The sequence below is a fragment of the Desulfomonile tiedjei genome (assembly GCA_016212925.1).
Classification (GTDB): Bacteria; Desulfobacterota; Desulfomonilia; order Desulfomonilales; family Desulfomonilaceae; genus JACRDF01.
The window spans coordinates 51,761-67,394 of sequence record JACRDF010000040.1 but is presented as its reverse complement, the minus strand read 5'-3'; the positions used below and the strand labels follow the sequence as shown (position 1 = coordinate 67,394).

Annotated in this window: 18 protein-coding genes; 4 read left to right on the top strand and 14 right to left on the bottom strand. The window is 53.7% G+C overall.

Features of this window, described 5'->3' with window-relative positions; all coding sequences use genetic code 11:
- Positions 1–69: 69 nt before the first annotated feature.
- Genes HY913_16400 through hemB form a run of 3 tightly spaced genes read right to left on the bottom strand, consistent with a single transcriptional unit; the run spans position 70 to position 2,810 of the window.
- Positions 70–699 (bottom strand): MBL fold metallo-hydrolase, encoded by a 630-nt coding sequence (locus HY913_16400; GenBank protein MBI4964857.1) that lies wholly within the window; start codon positions 697–699, stop codon positions 70–72.
- 60 nt (positions 700–759) lie between these two features.
- Positions 760–1,818: a heme b synthase gene (ahbD, locus tag HY913_16395; protein ID MBI4964856.1), complete on the bottom strand. Its 1,059-nt coding sequence runs from the start codon at positions 1,816–1,818 to the stop codon at positions 760–762.
- Positions 1,815–2,810 carry a porphobilinogen synthase gene (hemB, locus tag HY913_16390; GenBank protein ID MBI4964855.1) on the bottom strand — a complete coding sequence of 332 codons (996 nt, stop codon included), beginning with the start codon at positions 2,808–2,810 and terminating at the stop codon, positions 1,815–1,817. The genes ahbD and hemB overlap by 4 nt, the downstream gene beginning before the upstream one ends.
- 110 nt (positions 2,811–2,920) lie before the next feature.
- Here hemB and HY913_16385 point away from each other — a divergent pair, with 110 nt between their 5' ends.
- The 3 genes from HY913_16385 (at position 2,921) to HY913_16375 (ending at position 5,077) form a co-directional block, all read left to right on the top strand.
- Positions 2,921–3,199, top strand: coding sequence for a hypothetical protein (locus tag HY913_16385; protein ID MBI4964854.1), 279 nt, complete (start codon positions 2,921–2,923; stop codon positions 3,197–3,199).
- A 95-nt stretch (positions 3,200–3,294) separates the two neighbouring features.
- The gene (locus HY913_16380; GenBank protein MBI4964853.1) at positions 3,295–4,134 is read left to right on the top strand and encodes a PIG-L family deacetylase; all 840 of its coding nucleotides are present in this window, start codon (positions 3,295–3,297) and stop codon (positions 4,132–4,134) included.
- Positions 4,135–4,210: 76 nt separating this feature from the next.
- Positions 4,211–5,077, top strand: coding sequence for a dienelactone hydrolase family protein (locus HY913_16375; protein MBI4964852.1), 867 nt, complete (start codon positions 4,211–4,213; stop codon positions 5,075–5,077).
- Between the two features lie 454 nt (positions 5,078–5,531).
- Here the strand turns inward: HY913_16375 and HY913_16370 are convergent, their stop codons facing one another.
- The 11 genes from HY913_16370 to HY913_16320 form a co-directional block, all read right to left on the bottom strand.
- Positions 5,532–6,335 (bottom strand): HNH endonuclease, encoded by an 804-nt coding sequence (locus tag HY913_16370; protein ID MBI4964851.1) that lies wholly within the window; start codon positions 6,333–6,335, stop codon positions 5,532–5,534.
- 187 nt (positions 6,336–6,522) lie between these two features.
- Positions 6,523–7,218: an amino acid racemase gene (locus HY913_16365; GenBank protein MBI4964850.1), complete on the bottom strand. Its 696-nt coding sequence runs from the start codon at positions 7,216–7,218 to the stop codon at positions 6,523–6,525.
- 225 nt (positions 7,219–7,443) lie between these two features.
- Positions 7,444–7,881 carry an ACT domain-containing protein gene (locus HY913_16360; GenBank protein ID MBI4964849.1) on the bottom strand — a complete coding sequence of 146 codons (438 nt, stop codon included), beginning with the start codon at positions 7,879–7,881 and terminating at the stop codon, positions 7,444–7,446.
- Positions 7,882–7,952: 71 nt separating this feature from the next.
- Positions 7,953–8,498 carry a 2-oxoacid:acceptor oxidoreductase family protein gene (locus HY913_16355; protein MBI4964848.1) on the bottom strand — a complete coding sequence of 182 codons (546 nt, stop codon included), beginning with the start codon at positions 8,496–8,498 and terminating at the stop codon, positions 7,953–7,955.
- Positions 8,488–9,225, bottom strand: a complete 738-nt coding sequence (locus HY913_16350; GenBank protein ID MBI4964847.1) for a 2-oxoglutarate oxidoreductase — start codon at positions 9,223–9,225, stop codon at positions 8,488–8,490. Before HY913_16350 ends, HY913_16355 begins: the two co-directional genes overlap by 11 nt.
- A gap of 136 nt (positions 9,226–9,361) precedes the next feature.
- Entirely contained in the window at positions 9,362–10,492 is a 1,131-nt protein-coding gene (gene vorB, locus HY913_16345; GenBank protein ID MBI4964846.1) for a 3-methyl-2-oxobutanoate dehydrogenase subunit VorB, read from the bottom strand.
- Between the two features lie 15 nt (positions 10,493–10,507).
- Positions 10,508–10,828 (bottom strand): ferredoxin family protein, encoded by a 321-nt coding sequence (locus tag HY913_16340; protein ID MBI4964845.1) that lies wholly within the window; start codon positions 10,826–10,828, stop codon positions 10,508–10,510.
- Positions 10,829–11,048: 220 nt separating this feature from the next.
- Complete coding sequence (locus tag HY913_16335) at positions 11,049–11,300, bottom strand: type II toxin-antitoxin system PemK/MazF family toxin (GenBank protein ID MBI4964844.1); 252 nt, start codon at positions 11,298–11,300, stop codon at positions 11,049–11,051.
- A 194-nt stretch (positions 11,301–11,494) separates the two neighbouring features.
- Entirely contained in the window at positions 11,495–12,451 is a 957-nt protein-coding gene (locus HY913_16330) for a hypothetical protein (GenBank protein ID MBI4964843.1), read from the bottom strand.
- Positions 12,452–12,453: 2 nt separating this feature from the next.
- Positions 12,454–13,194, bottom strand: coding sequence for a hypothetical protein (locus tag HY913_16325; GenBank protein MBI4964842.1), 741 nt, complete (start codon positions 13,192–13,194; stop codon positions 12,454–12,456).
- 202 nt (positions 13,195–13,396) lie between these two features.
- Positions 13,397–13,939 (bottom strand): tetratricopeptide repeat protein, encoded by a 543-nt coding sequence (locus HY913_16320; protein MBI4964841.1) that lies wholly within the window; start codon positions 13,937–13,939, stop codon positions 13,397–13,399.
- Between the two features lie 460 nt (positions 13,940–14,399).
- Between HY913_16320 and HY913_16315 the strand changes: the two genes are divergently transcribed.
- Positions 14,400–15,584 carry a pyridoxal phosphate-dependent aminotransferase gene (locus HY913_16315; protein MBI4964840.1) on the top strand — a complete coding sequence of 395 codons (1,185 nt, stop codon included), beginning with the start codon at positions 14,400–14,402 and terminating at the stop codon, positions 15,582–15,584.
- Positions 15,585–15,634 lie beyond the last annotated feature (50 nt).

Genomic DNA, 15,634 nt, shown 5'->3' with positions numbered 1-15,634 from the left:
CTGAAGCAAAGCCTGGGAACCATATCTTCAAAGCATCGGCAAAATCTGCGGAGTTGAGGAAACACTCATTTACACAAACATGTTGCCGGCCTTTTCTCGGCCTATGGTGGAAGTTGGTGTAGCGCCATAATTGTGGCCCGGCAGCACCACGGTGTCTTCGGGCAAGGTGAAGAGCTTGTCCCGGATGGAGGCCTGCAAGACCTGGAATGACCCTCCCGGTAAATCCGTCCGGCCTACCCCTTGCACGAAGAGTGTGTCGCCGGTGATAACATAGCCGGGGAAGTAAAGGCAGATTCCGCCGGGAGTGTGGCCCGGAGTATGAATGACCTTTACGGACTGTTTTCCAAAGGTAATCGTATCTCCATCTTTGAGGAGCACGCCCGCAGCAGGAGAAGCCTCGGCCCCGAACATCGCCAGCATTGCCCGGTTCGGATTGGCCAGCCCCGGAGCGTCCGCTTCATGGATCGCAATCGGCGCACTGGTGGCTAATTGCATGCCATTGTTTCCCGCTATGTGGTCCACGTGGTTGTGAGTATTTACGATCAGCTTTATCTTAGACACGCCACGCTTTTCAGCTCTAGGAACAATCAAGTCAGCCGCACCGCCCGGATCCACAACAATTCCTTCACCGGTCTCCGCATCGCCGAGAACGTAGCAAAATATGTCGAATCCGCCGATCTGTATTTGCTCAATGATCATCAATACCTCCGAACCTGAATTGGCAGTCTATGGTTTGTCACATTGGTTAGAAAAACGATGTTATCCTCTTGTCATCGCGGGTGGTTGATATGCGCAATACGGCTCCTCGGACATGTACCGGCCCGTGGCTTCGTAGGCCCTGGCTCTGCACCCGCCGCAAAAGCGAAGATAGTCGCACTTTCCGCATTTTCCTTCGAGCATGGAGAACGTCCTGAGGTCCTTGAACAAAGGGGCGTTTTCCCAGAGGTCTGCAAAGGGCTTCTCTCGAACGCTACCCGCTTGCACGTCAAAGTATCCGCAAGGCTGCAACTCGCCTTTGTGCGAAACAAACACAAAGGAGAGGCCTCCCAGACACCCTCTTGTCCGTGCGTTGAGCCCGAAGGTCTGTTCGTTGACCTCGGCGCCCTCGGCTTTGGCCTGCTGCCTGAGAATTCGGTAATACTGGGGCGCGCAAGTCGCTTTGGTCTCCAACTTGGTTTTTCGGGCCAGGCTGTAAAACTCCAGCAAGGTCTCCTCGTACTCCTCAGGCCCCATCTCTTCACCTACCAGGTCTCGCGCTCGCCCGGTCGGAACCAGCAAGAAGACATGAAAAGCCGCGGCCCCGATTTTCTCGGCTAGAGCCATGATCCGGCCCAAGTGTTGCCTATTGCGGCGGGTCAGAGTGGTATTGATCTGCACGGACACCCCGGCGGACCTGAGGTTGGCAATTCCGGCCAGGGACGCCTCAAACGCTCCGGGAATCATTCGGAAAGCGTCGTGTTCCTCGGCGGTGGGACCATCGAGACTGATACTTACCCGCGGAATGCCTACAGCAGCGACCTCGCGGGCAACCTCAGGGGTTACCAGCACGCCATTGGTGGCAAGCACCGCACGCAAGCCGGCAGACATGGCATATCGGGCCAGATCGAAGAAATCCGGACGAATGAGGGGCTCTCCACCTGTCATAATAAGAATGGGCTTCCCTACCCTGCTTATCCCATCTATGAGGGAGCGACCTTCTTCAGAGGTCAGTTCTTCCGGGCTCCTGTCCGGGCAAGCCCCTGCCCGGCAGTGTACACACGCCAAATTACAGGCCCGGGTCATCTCCCAGGCCACTAATCGCAGATCGAACCGATTCACTTTTTCCTCGGGCGGGAATCCTTTTGAAGTATGCGCACAGCTTCCAGCGCGTGGTACGTGATTATCAGGTCCGCTCCGGCCCTTTTGATGGCGGTTAGCGCCTCCATCATGCACCTGTCGCCGTCTAACCAGCCGTTCTGGGCAGCGGCCTTGATCATCGCGAATTCGCCGCTCACGTTATACGCCACCAACGGAAGGTCAAACGTGTTGCGGACTCGCCAGATAACATCGAGGTAGGGCAAGGCCGGTTTGACCATGATGAGGTCGGCGCCTTCGTCCACGTCCATAGCGACCTCACGGAGGGCCTCATCAGAGTTGGCCGGATCCATCTGGTAGGAGCGCCGATCCCCGAATTTGGGCGGTGACTCGGCCGCATCCCGGAAAGGCCCATAGAACGCGGATGCATACTTCGCGGCGTACGACATTATAGGAAGCCAATCAAATCCGCCTTCGTCAAGTGCTTCCCTGATGGCGGACACGCGGCCGTCCATCATATCGCTGGGTCCGACCATGTCAGCCCCCGCGCTGGCGTGAGACACGGACATCTTGGCAAGTAGTTCCAGCGTTAGGTCATTGTCAACGTCATTATCCCTGATCACGCCGCAGTGCCCGTGGTCTGTGTACTCGCACAAGCATACGTCGGTAATTACAACAAGGTCCGGAAAGGCGTTCTTGACCTCGCGGATCGCCTGCTGGACTATGCCGTTTTTCGCATAGCCTTCCGAGCCCACGGCATCCTTCTTTTGCGGAATGCCAAACAGCAGGATGGCGGGGATGCCCCTGTCCACAGGCTCCTTCAGCTCCCGGACAAGGACGTCCGGAGAGATCTGATACTGTCCGGGCATGCTTGCGATCGGGTTCCTTACATCTTTGCCATGTCGCACGAAGAACGGTAAGATGAAGTCCTCAGTATTCAGGCGAACTTCCCGCACCATACTTCGCAGCGTCTCCGTCCGTCTGAGCCGTCTGGCCCTGTATTCCGGGAACTGCATGTTGTCTCCAATGATTTTACTGGCGTAGGCGGTCCAATTTTTTTATAATCGCAACCGGAGGTTCTGTCAATCTCATGAGCCAGCTTCGTTGCCATCTATGTGGAAGCCCGATGAAGGAAGGCAGCCTTAAATATCAAGTGGTTGTTCGGATTCGTTCTCTTTACGACGGGGCAATTCCCGACGCGGGAAACAACACGGGTGAGCCTGGTTTGGAGCAACTGATTGAAGAGATCGATGCCTGCAGCGAGGCCGAACTTAACCGCCAAGTTTACGAAGATGACACTTTCATAATGTGCCTTGAATGCAAAGAAGCTTTTATGAAAGATATTTACTCCCGCGTGCGTCCTGAAGCCACCCCGGAAAACGGTCGCGCCCACTTGATACATTGAGGGGTCCAGGCGCGGCTCGGAACTTGACTAAAGAAATCACCTCGACAAAAGTTGTCCTGAGAAACACTCGGTAGCTGTGGACTTCTGTCGAACCCATGGTGTCTATGACTTTCAGCGATCGAGAAAAATTCCTTTGCCTGTTCGCGCATCCGGACGATGACGTGTTCGTTGCCGGAACCATGAAACTACTGCTCGACAAGGGCGCGGACTTGACGGCCGCGTGGCTCACGTCAGGAGACTACTTCGGTTTGGGAAAGCGCCGCGAAAGGGAGCTTTCCAAGGCCATAATTTTGCTTGGACTCGACGAATCCCGCGTCCACCTGCTCAAGTTCCCGGATTTAGGGTTGCTCGCAAATCTCGATCCCGCGGCTGATCGAGTGGCCGACCTGATGCGTCAAATCCAACCTTCCATTGTAGTCGCCAACGCTTTTGAAGGCGGTCACCCGGATCATGACTGCGTAAATTTCCTCGCATACGAAGCCTCTTTCAGGGCCGGAATTAATGCACAAATCATCGAGTTCCCGTTGTACAACGGCGCGGGGCATCTTTATCACTGTCGCTGGCGAGTCAACAGGTTTCCCTCGGATGATCCTCCAACACAATACAGCCGGCTGAGCGACGATGCAGTGACCTGCAAGCACAGGATTATTCGCACGTATTCCAGCCAGTGGATGTTCATGTTTCCGGCCCGCCTCGCTACCCCGAGATCACGCATGACCAGTCTGGGAGAGCCCTACCGCGTTTGCCCAATGGATAGGGACCATACCGTGCCCCCGCATGCCGGGCGCCTCAGCTACGAGCGGCTGATCAACTCCTTTATGAAGACAAACTTCGCTCGGTTCAGCACTGAGGTTGCACACGTTCAACAAAGGCCCTTGACTGCAAATTCGGGAAGCCATCTTCCCTCTCTTCCCCGCTCCAGAGCAGCGAACTAGCTCTCTTTTATTGACTTTATTCCTCGTTAATGATAATTTTCGCTACTGTTGCATTTTTTTTTAGAGGAGTCGCTTGTTGCGTCTTTTCTTGCTTAGAGGTATGGTCTGTTGGTTTCTTTCGGCTCTGGCCCTCTGCTTTTGCCCTTCCGAAACCATCGCCCAAGGCTTCAAGACTCAAATTCCGCTCCGCGACGGCGGGACCTTGCCCGCATACTGCTTCCTGCCGCAACAGGGAACCAGGCATCCGCTACCTGCGGTGATTGTAGGCGTGGGAGTCGGTTCTACCAAGATTGCCCAGTATCATGACCACTGCCAGAATCTCGCGAATCGCTATTTTGCTGTTGTGCTTATCGATCCGTCGAATTTCCCGGAGGAATTAGCCCCTGGGCCGTACGATTGGGACAGAGGAGGCGGTTGGGTTGTCGGCAGCCTAAATCAGGGGGTGGTGGCAGCACGGCTGGCGGTCACCACGAAATGGTACTTGAATTCCATCAAGGCCGTTGTGGATTACCTGGTTTGCTGGCCGCTGGTGGATCCGCACAGAATAGCGCTCTCCGGGCATTCCCAGCCCGCGAATGCGGCCCTCACATATGCCTGCCAAGATCCTCGAATCAAAGCTGTTATCTGGAATTATGGCGGCTCACCCTGGGTTATGCCTTACGAACCTCTACGACTGCCGCCTGTGCAGATATTCCATGGCGAGGACGACGATGTTTACGATGTCAAGTACGCGAGAAAACTCGCGTTTGAGTTACAGACCAACATGCGGCCTCACGAAGTAAACATCTACCCCCACCAGAAACATATGTTCAATGTGTTCTACGATTTGAGAACCGAAAACCGCTTCATGAAACCGGTCATACTCGAATCGTTCGAACGACTGGTGTGCTTCCTGGAACGAACCCTCCACATCCCTCCCAGGCCGGCTCGAAAACGCGGTTAGAAAAGCTGTAGCCATTCTCGAAAGTTCTGTCGGAAACGAATGGCAGTGGCTAGATGAACAGGCAGTGACACGCGCTGGTCGATCAGACCCTGCTTCCGGCAAACCGCGCATGGATCCAAAATTCCCCGAAGGCGAATGCCGTGAGTAGCCCTTGGTGAAACCAGGGAAAGAGCCCCCGCCAATCACGGTACCGACTCTGGAGGGGTCGGGCCCTTCAGTGCCGTATGAAGCTAATCATGGGTTCCGCGTACGACGGGTTTCATCCGTGGCTACTCAGGATAACCCCCCTCCAGGGGAACGATTTGTGGGATAGCTATTTTCGCGGTTAGTTGGGAGAACTGCTACAGAGCTGCAGCGCCATGTGGCAAGGCTCAGCCGAGGGCCAAGAGCAAAACTTGAACTTTCGGATTTCCTGTTTGACGACTTTTCTTATCGGGAAAAGGGTATTGACGTCTCATTCTTGGATCGGATAGCTGCCACAACACCAAATCCGAAACTCACCTTTAAGCGGTAATGGAAACTGCAGGTCAAGAACTCGGTGACCGTCCTTGAAACCTAACATTAACGGAGTGGTACCAAAAGTCCACAGGTCTAGGCACAACTCGAGCGATCCACAAAATCCAGTGGTCGGTGGCAATCTTGCGATAAAATAGATGTACTGAGCTGGACGTAGACGGTCAATCATAAAGAACCTTAACTTCCGACCTGCGTCGTCGTGAGTTATTAGGTGGAGAGAATCCAGCGATAAATCGCCCACACGCTTGGCTCTGGTCTCGTGAGGGCTTCCTTCAGTGATGCCAATGTCCAGGTGCGCAATGTCGACAGTCGAGGGCTGCAGTGAAAAGTGAATCCACACCTGCCAATATGGGTCATTGGTACGGTTGGAAACTACAAACTCCCCGTGTCTTTGCCGACCAGAATCAAACAAGGCTATTCTACCTGGCCTAATACATATTGGATCTTCTGGGAAAGAAATCTCGGAAACACGTTCACAAGCATTCCACCACAGATCTCTATGTTTTCTTAATTCATCTCTGCTGTACTTATTCCCTAGCGGGTGCTGCGCATTATAGTGCCCTGCCTCACCATGGCATCTCTGACAAAGAACAATGGCGTTGTCCAAGGTGCTGGGGCCACTCTCGGATTCAGGTACGATATGATGAACCTCGGCTTCTCGACCTGCAAAAACATGGCAGACACAACAACGCCTCCCTGATTTGACCAGGGCTTTCTGCTTGACGTTGGGGGTAAATGGCATGATGGACCGGCCTAAATCCTGACCAGTGGTCAAGATCCCAACTAACAATATACCTGACTCAAGTCAATTGCTTTCTACCGCCTCAACGAACATAGTCAAGCTCTGCTTCCGACAGTACAGGAACCGACTGGTTAAGGCAGAGAGAGGCTAAGAGGCCGGTGCTCCCTTGTCGCGAGAATTGGTTCGGTCACTCGTCATTCAATGCCTCTTCTAAAGCGGCCTTTGCAAGTAAGCGCGTGGAATCGAGCGTCGACAACGGGCAGTCGTTGGGATCGATCAGCAATGGAATTTCGGTGCATCCCAAGACCACGGCATCGCATCCTTGATCTTTGATCTTTTGAATGACCGAATTGAAATACAGGCGGGATTTCTCGTGAAACAGGCCGTTGACAAGCTCGTTGAAAATAATTGTGTCAATGGCTTCTCGGTCGTATTCCTCCGGGATCTGGTAAGCAAGTCCATGATTCTCGAGGGCCAGAGGATACACCGGGCCGGTCATTAGGTATTTGGTTCCCAGGACCGCGAGCTTCGTGAATCCCTGCCTTTTCGCCTCCTTTGCCACGCACTCCGCTATGTGAAGCCAAGGTATCGGGGATTTTGACACCACGATGTCGAATGCCTCGTGAATCGTGTTGTCAGGACAGATCGCGAATTGTGCTCCGATTTGAGCCAGTTTCCGCACGGACGATAGCATCAATTCGGCCACGCCTTCCCAATTGCCCGGCCGAATGTGCTTCATATACTCGCCCAACGGATGAGTGTGCATAGAAACTTCCGGGTGCATGTGTTCACCCATGATTGCGGGGGCTTCCGCGCACAACGTCCGATAGCAGAGAGCCGCTCCCTCCGCGCTGCAAGCGACTATTCCCACATGTTTCGGCATGGTCGGCAAAACCTATGAGTTTGTTGAAGAGTGGCCGGGGAGGGCCCTTTTTGTTCGGCCTCCCCGGACCCCACCCCAAAAACTCCTATGATTTGCAGCCCTTGCCCCTGGGGAGGCAAGGGCTGGCACAGAATTGTAGACAGACTGGCGGCCTACCTTTCGGCCCCGCGAAAACCCTGCCCGCAACTGACGGTTTTTCCAATAATTGTGCTTGTTCGTCGGAACTCAAAAATCGTAAAGCTCTTCGCCGTATAGCTTGATCCATTCCTTCGAGAGGGCATCATAGGCAGCGGAAACGTTGTCGACCGCCAGGAGGACTATATGTGCGTCACCCGCGCCGTGGCAGCTTATGCACGTATACAGATACTCGACGTTGACTCCGGCGAGCTTGAGAGGCTTCAAGACTGCGTTCAATCCCCCCGGATGATGCGGGACTTCAGCCGCGAGAATGTCCTGAGTTTTGGTGGAATACCCTGCGCTCTCCAGTATATTGACCACACGGGCAGGGTCTGTTGCTACTAAGTTGAGCTTTCCGGTGGTGCGGTCAGTTCTTACAGTCAACCCTAGAATGTTAATGCCATTGGCCGCCAGGAGGTCGCTTACCTCCGAGAGTTTGCCAGGCTTGTTTTCCAGCTTTACCGAGACCTCTTGAACGGTTTTCATCAAAAGCCTCCAGAGCGTCCTCGCAGTATTGCGTAGACTGCTATTGCATCGGGATCAAAAAAAGACCAACCTCATTTTTTGGGTGACATGAAACGAGAGCCCTTTGACAAGGCTTTTTGGTTGAAATCGATAAGCGATCGCTTCTTGCCCTCCAACACGGTCTCCACTGCCTGGGCAAGGGCCTTATCGGAGACGATGCCCGTCACCCTGGCCACCGCACCCAACATGATCATATTCAATACCCTATCGTTCCCCATGTCGTGAGCGAGGGTATTGGCAGGCACGTTGACCACTTTCAGATCCGACCTGGCCGGAACTTCAGAAATCAAATCGCTGTTTAGAAACATCGTTCCGCCGCTTTTGACCATGTTCTGATACTTCATCATGGACGGGTAGTTCATCGCGACCACATACTCCGGAGAAGATGCAATAGGCGATGCTATTTCCTCATCCGAAATGACGACCGTGCAATTGGCGGTTCCTCCCCGGACTTCAGCGCCATACGCGGGGAGAAAGGTGACGTGCTTATCCTCCTGCATTCCGGCAACAGCCAGAACATAACCCATCATCAGAACTCCCTGGCCGCCGAAGCCAGAGAAAACTATTTTAAGCAACATCCTTAATCACCTTTAAAGGGAAAAACTTGGTCATGGTTTCGTCGACCCACTTGGTAGCCTGTTCAGGGGTCATTTTCCAGTTGGTCGGGCAAGGCGAGAGGATCTCAACCAGGGCGAACCCGCGGTTTTCAAGCTGGGCCATGAAAGCCTTCTTTATGGCTTTCTTGGTGCGCATGATTCCTTTGGGATTGGAAACGGTGGTCCTTTCTATGTACACGCTCCCGGCAGCCACACCGAGCATTTCGCTCAGATCCAGGGGATGGCCGTCTCTCAGGGGAACTCTCCCGCCCGGAGAAGTCGTGGTGACCTGGCCAAGCACGGTGGTGGGGGCCATTTGTCCGCCGGTCATCCCGTAAACCGCGTTATTGACGAAAATAGCGGTTATTCTCTCCCCTCTGTTGGCCGCGTGTATCGTCTCGGCTGTGCCTATAGCCGCAATGTCGCCGTCTCCCTGGTACGTGAAGACCACTCTATCAGGGAGAATCCTTTTTATTCCTGTTGCAACCGCGGCTGCTCGACCGTGCGGCGCCTCCGCCATGTCGACATCAAAATAGTTATACGCAAGCACCGCGCACCCGGCCGGTGGGACACCGACAGTCTGCTCCCTGATACCCAGCTCATCTATGACCTCGGCAACCAGCCTATGAATGATACTGTGGCCGCAGCCGGGGCAGTAATGAAATGGTGCGTCTTTGAGGGATTCAGGTCTGGAAAAGATCTTTTTCACTTTGATCCACTCCGTATGGGAATTATGAGGTTCGGCGACATATTTCGCGATCTTTGGTGAGACCGTGGGACAGGCTTCAGCCTGTCCATGAATGACGGGCAAGATGCCCGTCCCACCTCACGTGGCAATGCTGTACTTAACCGGCGGCCCTTCGAGAAAGGTCTCGAACTGCGTGCGCCTCACTCCCCTTGTGATTCCGGGAGCCCATTCGATGGTACGTGCTTGAAAGGACCCTTGCGATCTCCTCCGGGGTGGCAACCGATCCACCCGGCCGGCCATAAAACGACACGTTACATCTGCCTTCAACAGCCAGGCGCACGTCTTCCACCATTTGGCCCGTACTCATTTCAAAAACCACTATGTGTTCAAGGGTTCGACTGAGTCTGGCAAGAGGTCCGGACGGAAAAGGCCAGAGTGTCTTGGGTCTGTAAAGTCCGACCTTCAGGCCCATTTCCCGTGCGCGATGAACACCGCCCTTGGCTACACGAGCCGCTGTGCCATACGCTACGATGATCAGTTCGGCATCATCGCACATATAGATCTCCTGGTCGGGGATCTCCTCGGTAATTCTTTCGTATTTCCTGACCAAACGCCAGTTCAGCTCTTCTTCCAGCGCCGTATCAAGCCACAGGGAACGGATGATTCGGCTAGGCCTGCCTTTCGCCCCGTCCAGGACCCACTCCTTTTTTGGCAGAGCAGCCGGATCTACGGGCTCCGGAAAAACTACCGGCTCCATCATCTGGCCCATCATCCCGTCGCCAAGTATCATCACCGGATTGCGGTACTTGTCCGCCATGTCAAAGGCAGCGCGGGTCATGTCGGCAATTTCCTGGCCATATGCAGGAGCAAACACTATCAACCGGTAATCACCGTGGCCGCCTCCCTTGGTGGCCTGAAAATAGTCACCCTGTGCGGGTGCGATGTTACCCAATCCGGGGCCGCCACGCATCATGTTCACGATGACCGCGGGCAGTTCCATGCCTGCCAGATAGGAGATCCCTTCCTGCTTCAGGCTTATTCCAGGGCTGGATGACGAGGTCATCACCCTTGCTCCTGCGATGCTGGCCCCCATCACCATGTTAATCGAAGCCAACTCGCTCTCCGCCTGAACGAACACGGCGTCGTCCATCTTAGCGAAAGCAGCGGCCATATATTCCGGAAGTTCATTCTGAGGGGTAATGGGATAGCCGAAATAGGCCCGACAGCCGGATCGGATTGCGGCTTCTCCCAGCACATGCGTCCCCCGCATGAGTACTTTGCCTGACATGTTGCGTTCCTCTTGTTACGACTTCTTCGCTTTCTTGGCTTTCTTTTCCTTCTTGTGATCCGCGTGGTGCTTTGATTTATCTTTATCCTTATCCTTGTCTTTGTCTTTCACCTCGCGATAAACCTCGATGGCGACATCCGGACAGGTGATCGCACAAAGCGCGCAACCGATGCATTCTTGCTTGCTTTTTTTGTCGGACTCTTTCGGCGATCGGGCTGGATAGTACCCTTTGAGGTTCAGCTTATCGGAAATCTCGATGTTTTTCTTGGGGCAGACAACGATGCACAGGCCGCAGCCTTTGCACCTCTCTTTGTCGATCTCGATTCGGCCTTTCACTGTGGTTCTCCTGGATTGGTGGGACAAATATGTAGATTAACGCCGGGAAATACTCCTGTCAACAGAAAACTCCGGGCTTCGTGACCGGTCACCGACGTATACAAGGGTTGGACGCGCGGTGGTAAGGACGTCAGTACGGCCGGCATCCGGCCGGTCCTACTCTACAGCTTCGGGATCTTCCCGCGTAATTGCCCTTTTTCAGTCCTACTGGCCCCTCGGTTTAGTCCCCCGACAACAACGTCGCGACCTTTTGAAGGATTTCGGAAATCGTCTCCGGAGGCAGAATGCATACCGTCTGTGCGTTTCTGGCCCGCCAATCCAAACTCTTGATTTGGTCGGCCAGGATTGCGCCAGTCAACGCTAGTCCTTCAGGAATAAGAACCTCAAAGGGATAACCTTTGATTTGATTCGTGACAGGGCAAAAAAGAGCAAGCCCGACTCTAGCATTGTAGGCTTGGGGCGAAAGCACCACTGCGGAACGACGCCCTGCCTGCTCACGTCCGGCTTGAGGATTCTATCTGAGGATCGGCAATATTTTCGTCGCGGGGTTCCAAACTATCTTACCTCTCTCGGGCACGTGGCCTCTCCGACTCAGTGAGTCAGGTGAACCCTTGTATAGGCACAGGCTCAGATCTTCTGTAGCGTAGTCATGGTGCGAACGGACCTTCAAATGATGAATCTACCGCCCGCTTCCCGCTCCAGGGCGGCAGTCAAAAAGGAGCATGCAACGAAGACATAATGCAACGCAGTCGCCTCTTGAATTTCCCAGACGGTTCCCACGTCGGGATCCACGTCAACGCCGTGGTCTGCTGCATTTCTGACGTGGCCCAAGTACTTCGCGGCTTCCACCACCTTCTTTGGGAGGCGATTTCCTGTTCGAAATTTGTCCAGTTTCTGACAGATCCCGGCGGCTCCCGTAAGATTTACCCCCATTCTCGCTGCGAGTCGTGCTAGAAAAGACTCAACTGCTCTAGCCGCGTCGCCAACTGCCTCATTGGCCTGACTTGCCTTGGCCTTCAGCAAGGCCGTTGCCAACGGAATAATTACTTCATTTCTGTCCAGGAGATCTGCTCTCGTACCAATAGAACTCAGGATAGTTGCTTCAGCAGAGGCCTGATCGTTAGCTGCATCTGCCAACGACAAAAGATGATGGTCTACCCCCTGGTTTGAGCTAGCGTACCGACCGCCCCCTTGGCTAACGAGCGCACTAGTGTACGTGCCCAGGCTGATCAAAGTGTCCTTGATTTCTTCCCTATGTGCATCCAGATCAAGCAATGTCTTGGTTTGTTGTGCGGCAGTATCTCCTGAGTTGGTCGCCGCCAGTCTGTTCCGAAAAACTATGAAAGGCTGATAGGACTCCAACACGACCCTAAGCAAAGCTGCCTTTCGGTTTTCGTCCGGCGAGGCCACAAATGCTACCAACGGATTGGCAGGTTCGTAGACTGTGCCATCAAGCCTTGTTAGGCCGAGGTCGCATGCGAGGGTAAGGGCATTTTCGGCTTGAGCGCGTGACAGGTCACAGAAGCTTTCCACGCCATCGAGAGTCGCACGACCACTTGCCTGAACGGCCTCTACAGCTTGCACCACCTGTTCTGCCGTACTGTGGGCGAAGTGACGGGGCATGCCTACCGATCCTCGGAATTGTCATCGATCTTGTCATTGGGAGCACAGGCAAGTGAAGAAATTAGCGACTGCAACTTTGGACCCAACGTCTCTACCTCTTGCGCTGAGCAGTTTACATTAATCTGGATTTGAATCTGGACATGAGATCTTGTGCCAACCGGGGCCACCGATTGCACTATTCTGGCCGGCTCTACCTGAGGGATGGGAGGGGACAGCGGTTGAATCAGCCCGGGTTCTGCTGTTGATGACTCCGGCTCGCGATCTACTATAATTTTCCCGTCAACTTCCTTGATTAGTTCGGCAGCGCGAAGAATTCCAATTACCGTTCTCGCGCCTGTCATGAATTGTGCCTTCTTGGGTTGCCCCGCGGAATATGCAATATGGGCTTGCAATGTTTGCTCGTCCATGCCATTGCGAATTTTTATGGCAGCCAGCAATTTACTCAGAAAGTCGTTTCCCTCAACAACGCGCCGCCAGAATCTTCTGATTTCAGGCGGCATTTCGTGTCCTAATGCCAATGCCAGTTCCCGACCCAGTGACGTGGGCATTTTCTCCCGCCCTGACTCCAAGATTCCCGTCGCCGTCAGAAAACCTGCGTTGGCACTAATGACCGTTCGGTGTATCCCGACAAGCTTACTCATTTCATCGAGACTCGCCGGTTGCGATACGTGGCCATATGCCTTGATTATTTTTACCAACTCTTCGTAAGACGAGAGCGGTAATTTGAATTTCTCGTCGGGCATACTCTTTCCTCCTCCAACGGCTCTGGGCAGTCACTGCGCAACCATGCGCTAGAGCGCGGTTTTGACGGTCAAATCATATCCACAATATATAGGAATTGCTGGAGGTTAACAAGCTAAAACCCGCTTCCCGCGGCTGTGGACGTCCGTGAAGTGCTGCGATCACCTAATGCCGAGAAAGTGGTGTCGAGGCAGATCAGCCACTTTATTCTTTCGCTGAAGACTCAATCGCGTCAGCCCAGTGCTCCAGATGGGTCTTCAGAAGGGGATTTTTAGTGAGGTCGACGGACTTGCGGTATAACTCCACTGCCTTGGCCTTTTGACCAAGCTCCAGATATGCGATACCCATCATGGCGACCGACGCTATGTGCTCGGGGTCCAACTCGAGAGGACTGGCATAATTCAACATGGCCGTGTCGCCCGAGGCTTGAGCGATGTAGTCGCGGCCGTACACCCCGAAGGCGAACAAAGGCGACAATTTCCGGGCCTCGTGCCAGTCCATTACCGCTCGGAATACATATCCGCTCCTCATGTAGGCGCTGCCGCGGTTGACGTACGCAGAGTAGGACTTGGGGCTCCTTTCGATGAAACGGGTCCATAGGCTAACCGCTTGATCCAGTTGTCCGGCTTTGGCTGCGGTCAGCCCCATCTCAAAATCGTCGGCAGCGAGTGAGTGGGTTGACGAATAAAGAGGGACCACAGCGAGTATTATTGTGATACCGAGCCAATCAATTAATTTGCGAGACATGAATTGAGTCTTTTCGCTCCAATTTTCGGATCAATCGGGATGAAACGAGGGCACATTGGTCAGGTACGGACCGTTCCTATCTGAACGCGGCCCCAGGCACGGTCGCTCAAAATTGTGCGATACGCTACCCGCAAACACAAACCTCTACGCGTGAGGGTAGATGATCAATACAATTTATAATTCCGGTTCTTTAGCAACGCAGATCGAAGAACCGTCAAAGCCGCTCTACACAGTTTATGAAATAATTCTAGCATAGTGTCACCAAATGTGCCAAGAATTCGAAATGAGGGGCTCAACCGCTTCATATTCCGTTTGACATTTCTTTTACCGTTATGCTACCATTAGGAACCCTGAAAAAAACAGGGCTGATGCAAGGTCGAGAGCCCGGCGCTTCACCTGGATGCAGTTGCGAAAGCCGGGCTTTCGTTTGTACAGAATTCCTATGGGGAGGAGAGCCGACATGCCGGTATCTGAAAAGATTGCAGACTTCGCACAAAGGTCGTCGTGGATCAGGAAGATGTTCGAGGAAGGGGCTCGACTCAAACAGGAGCACGGGGCACAGAATGTCTTCGACTTCAGCCTTGGCAATCCGAATGTGGACCCACCCGATAAGGTCAAAGAATCCATCGTCAATGCTGCGCAAGATCCCTCACCCGGCTTGCACGCATATATGCCGAATGCCGGCTTCCCCCACGTTAGAGCTGCCGTTGCTCAAAAGATCAGCGAAGACGAAGGGGTGGAAATTAACGAGAACTTCATCGTCATGACCGTGGGCGCGGGCGGGGCCCTGAACGTATGTCTAAAGACAATCCTGAACCCCGGCGATGAGGTCATAGTCCCCAAGCCTTTCTTCGTGGAATACGTATTCTATGTCGACAACCATGGCGGCAAGGCGGTACCGGTCCCAACGCGAGACGATTTCTCACTGGATCTTGGCGAGATTGAAAAAGCAATCAATTCCAAAACCGCTGCTGTACTGATCAATTCTCCCAACAATCCCACTGGAAAAGTATATTCGGAACAGGAAATTCTGGGGCTAGGCGACCTTCTGGACCGAAAGAGCAAAGAGTTCGGACGAGCGATAGTACTCATTTCCGACGAACCGTACAGAGGGATAACTTACGACAATCTGACCGTCCCGAGCATTCTGAAGACTTACGCCAACAGCATAGTCGCCACTTCGTTTTCGAAGGATCTGTCTTTGCCGGGGGAACGGCTCGGATATATAGCCGTGAACCCCGGAATGGACAACGCACAAGCGACCATGGACGGTCTTGTTCTATGCAACCGGATTCTCGGGTTTGTTAACGCGCCGGCGCTGATTCAGCGTGCCGTAAAAAGCGTGCTGCGGGAGAAAGTGGACATATCGATCTACAAACGTAGGAGGGACAGACTGTACGGGGCCTTGACCGGGTTTGGCTACGAATGCGTCAAGCCGGAGGGGGCATTTTACCTTTTTCCCAAAGCGCCTATCGCAGATGACGTGGAATTTGTAGCCAGTTTGCAGAAGAAACTCATACTGACTGTGCCCGGCACAGGATTCGGCGGCCCCGGTTATTTTCGTATAGCCTATTGCGTGTCGGACGAGACGATAGAGGGATCTCTGAAAGGTTTCCAGGAGGCAATTACGGAAGCGCGATCCTGAGAAGCCGACCACTGGTTTGGGGACAGAAACGCAGATCAAGCCCATTCGGG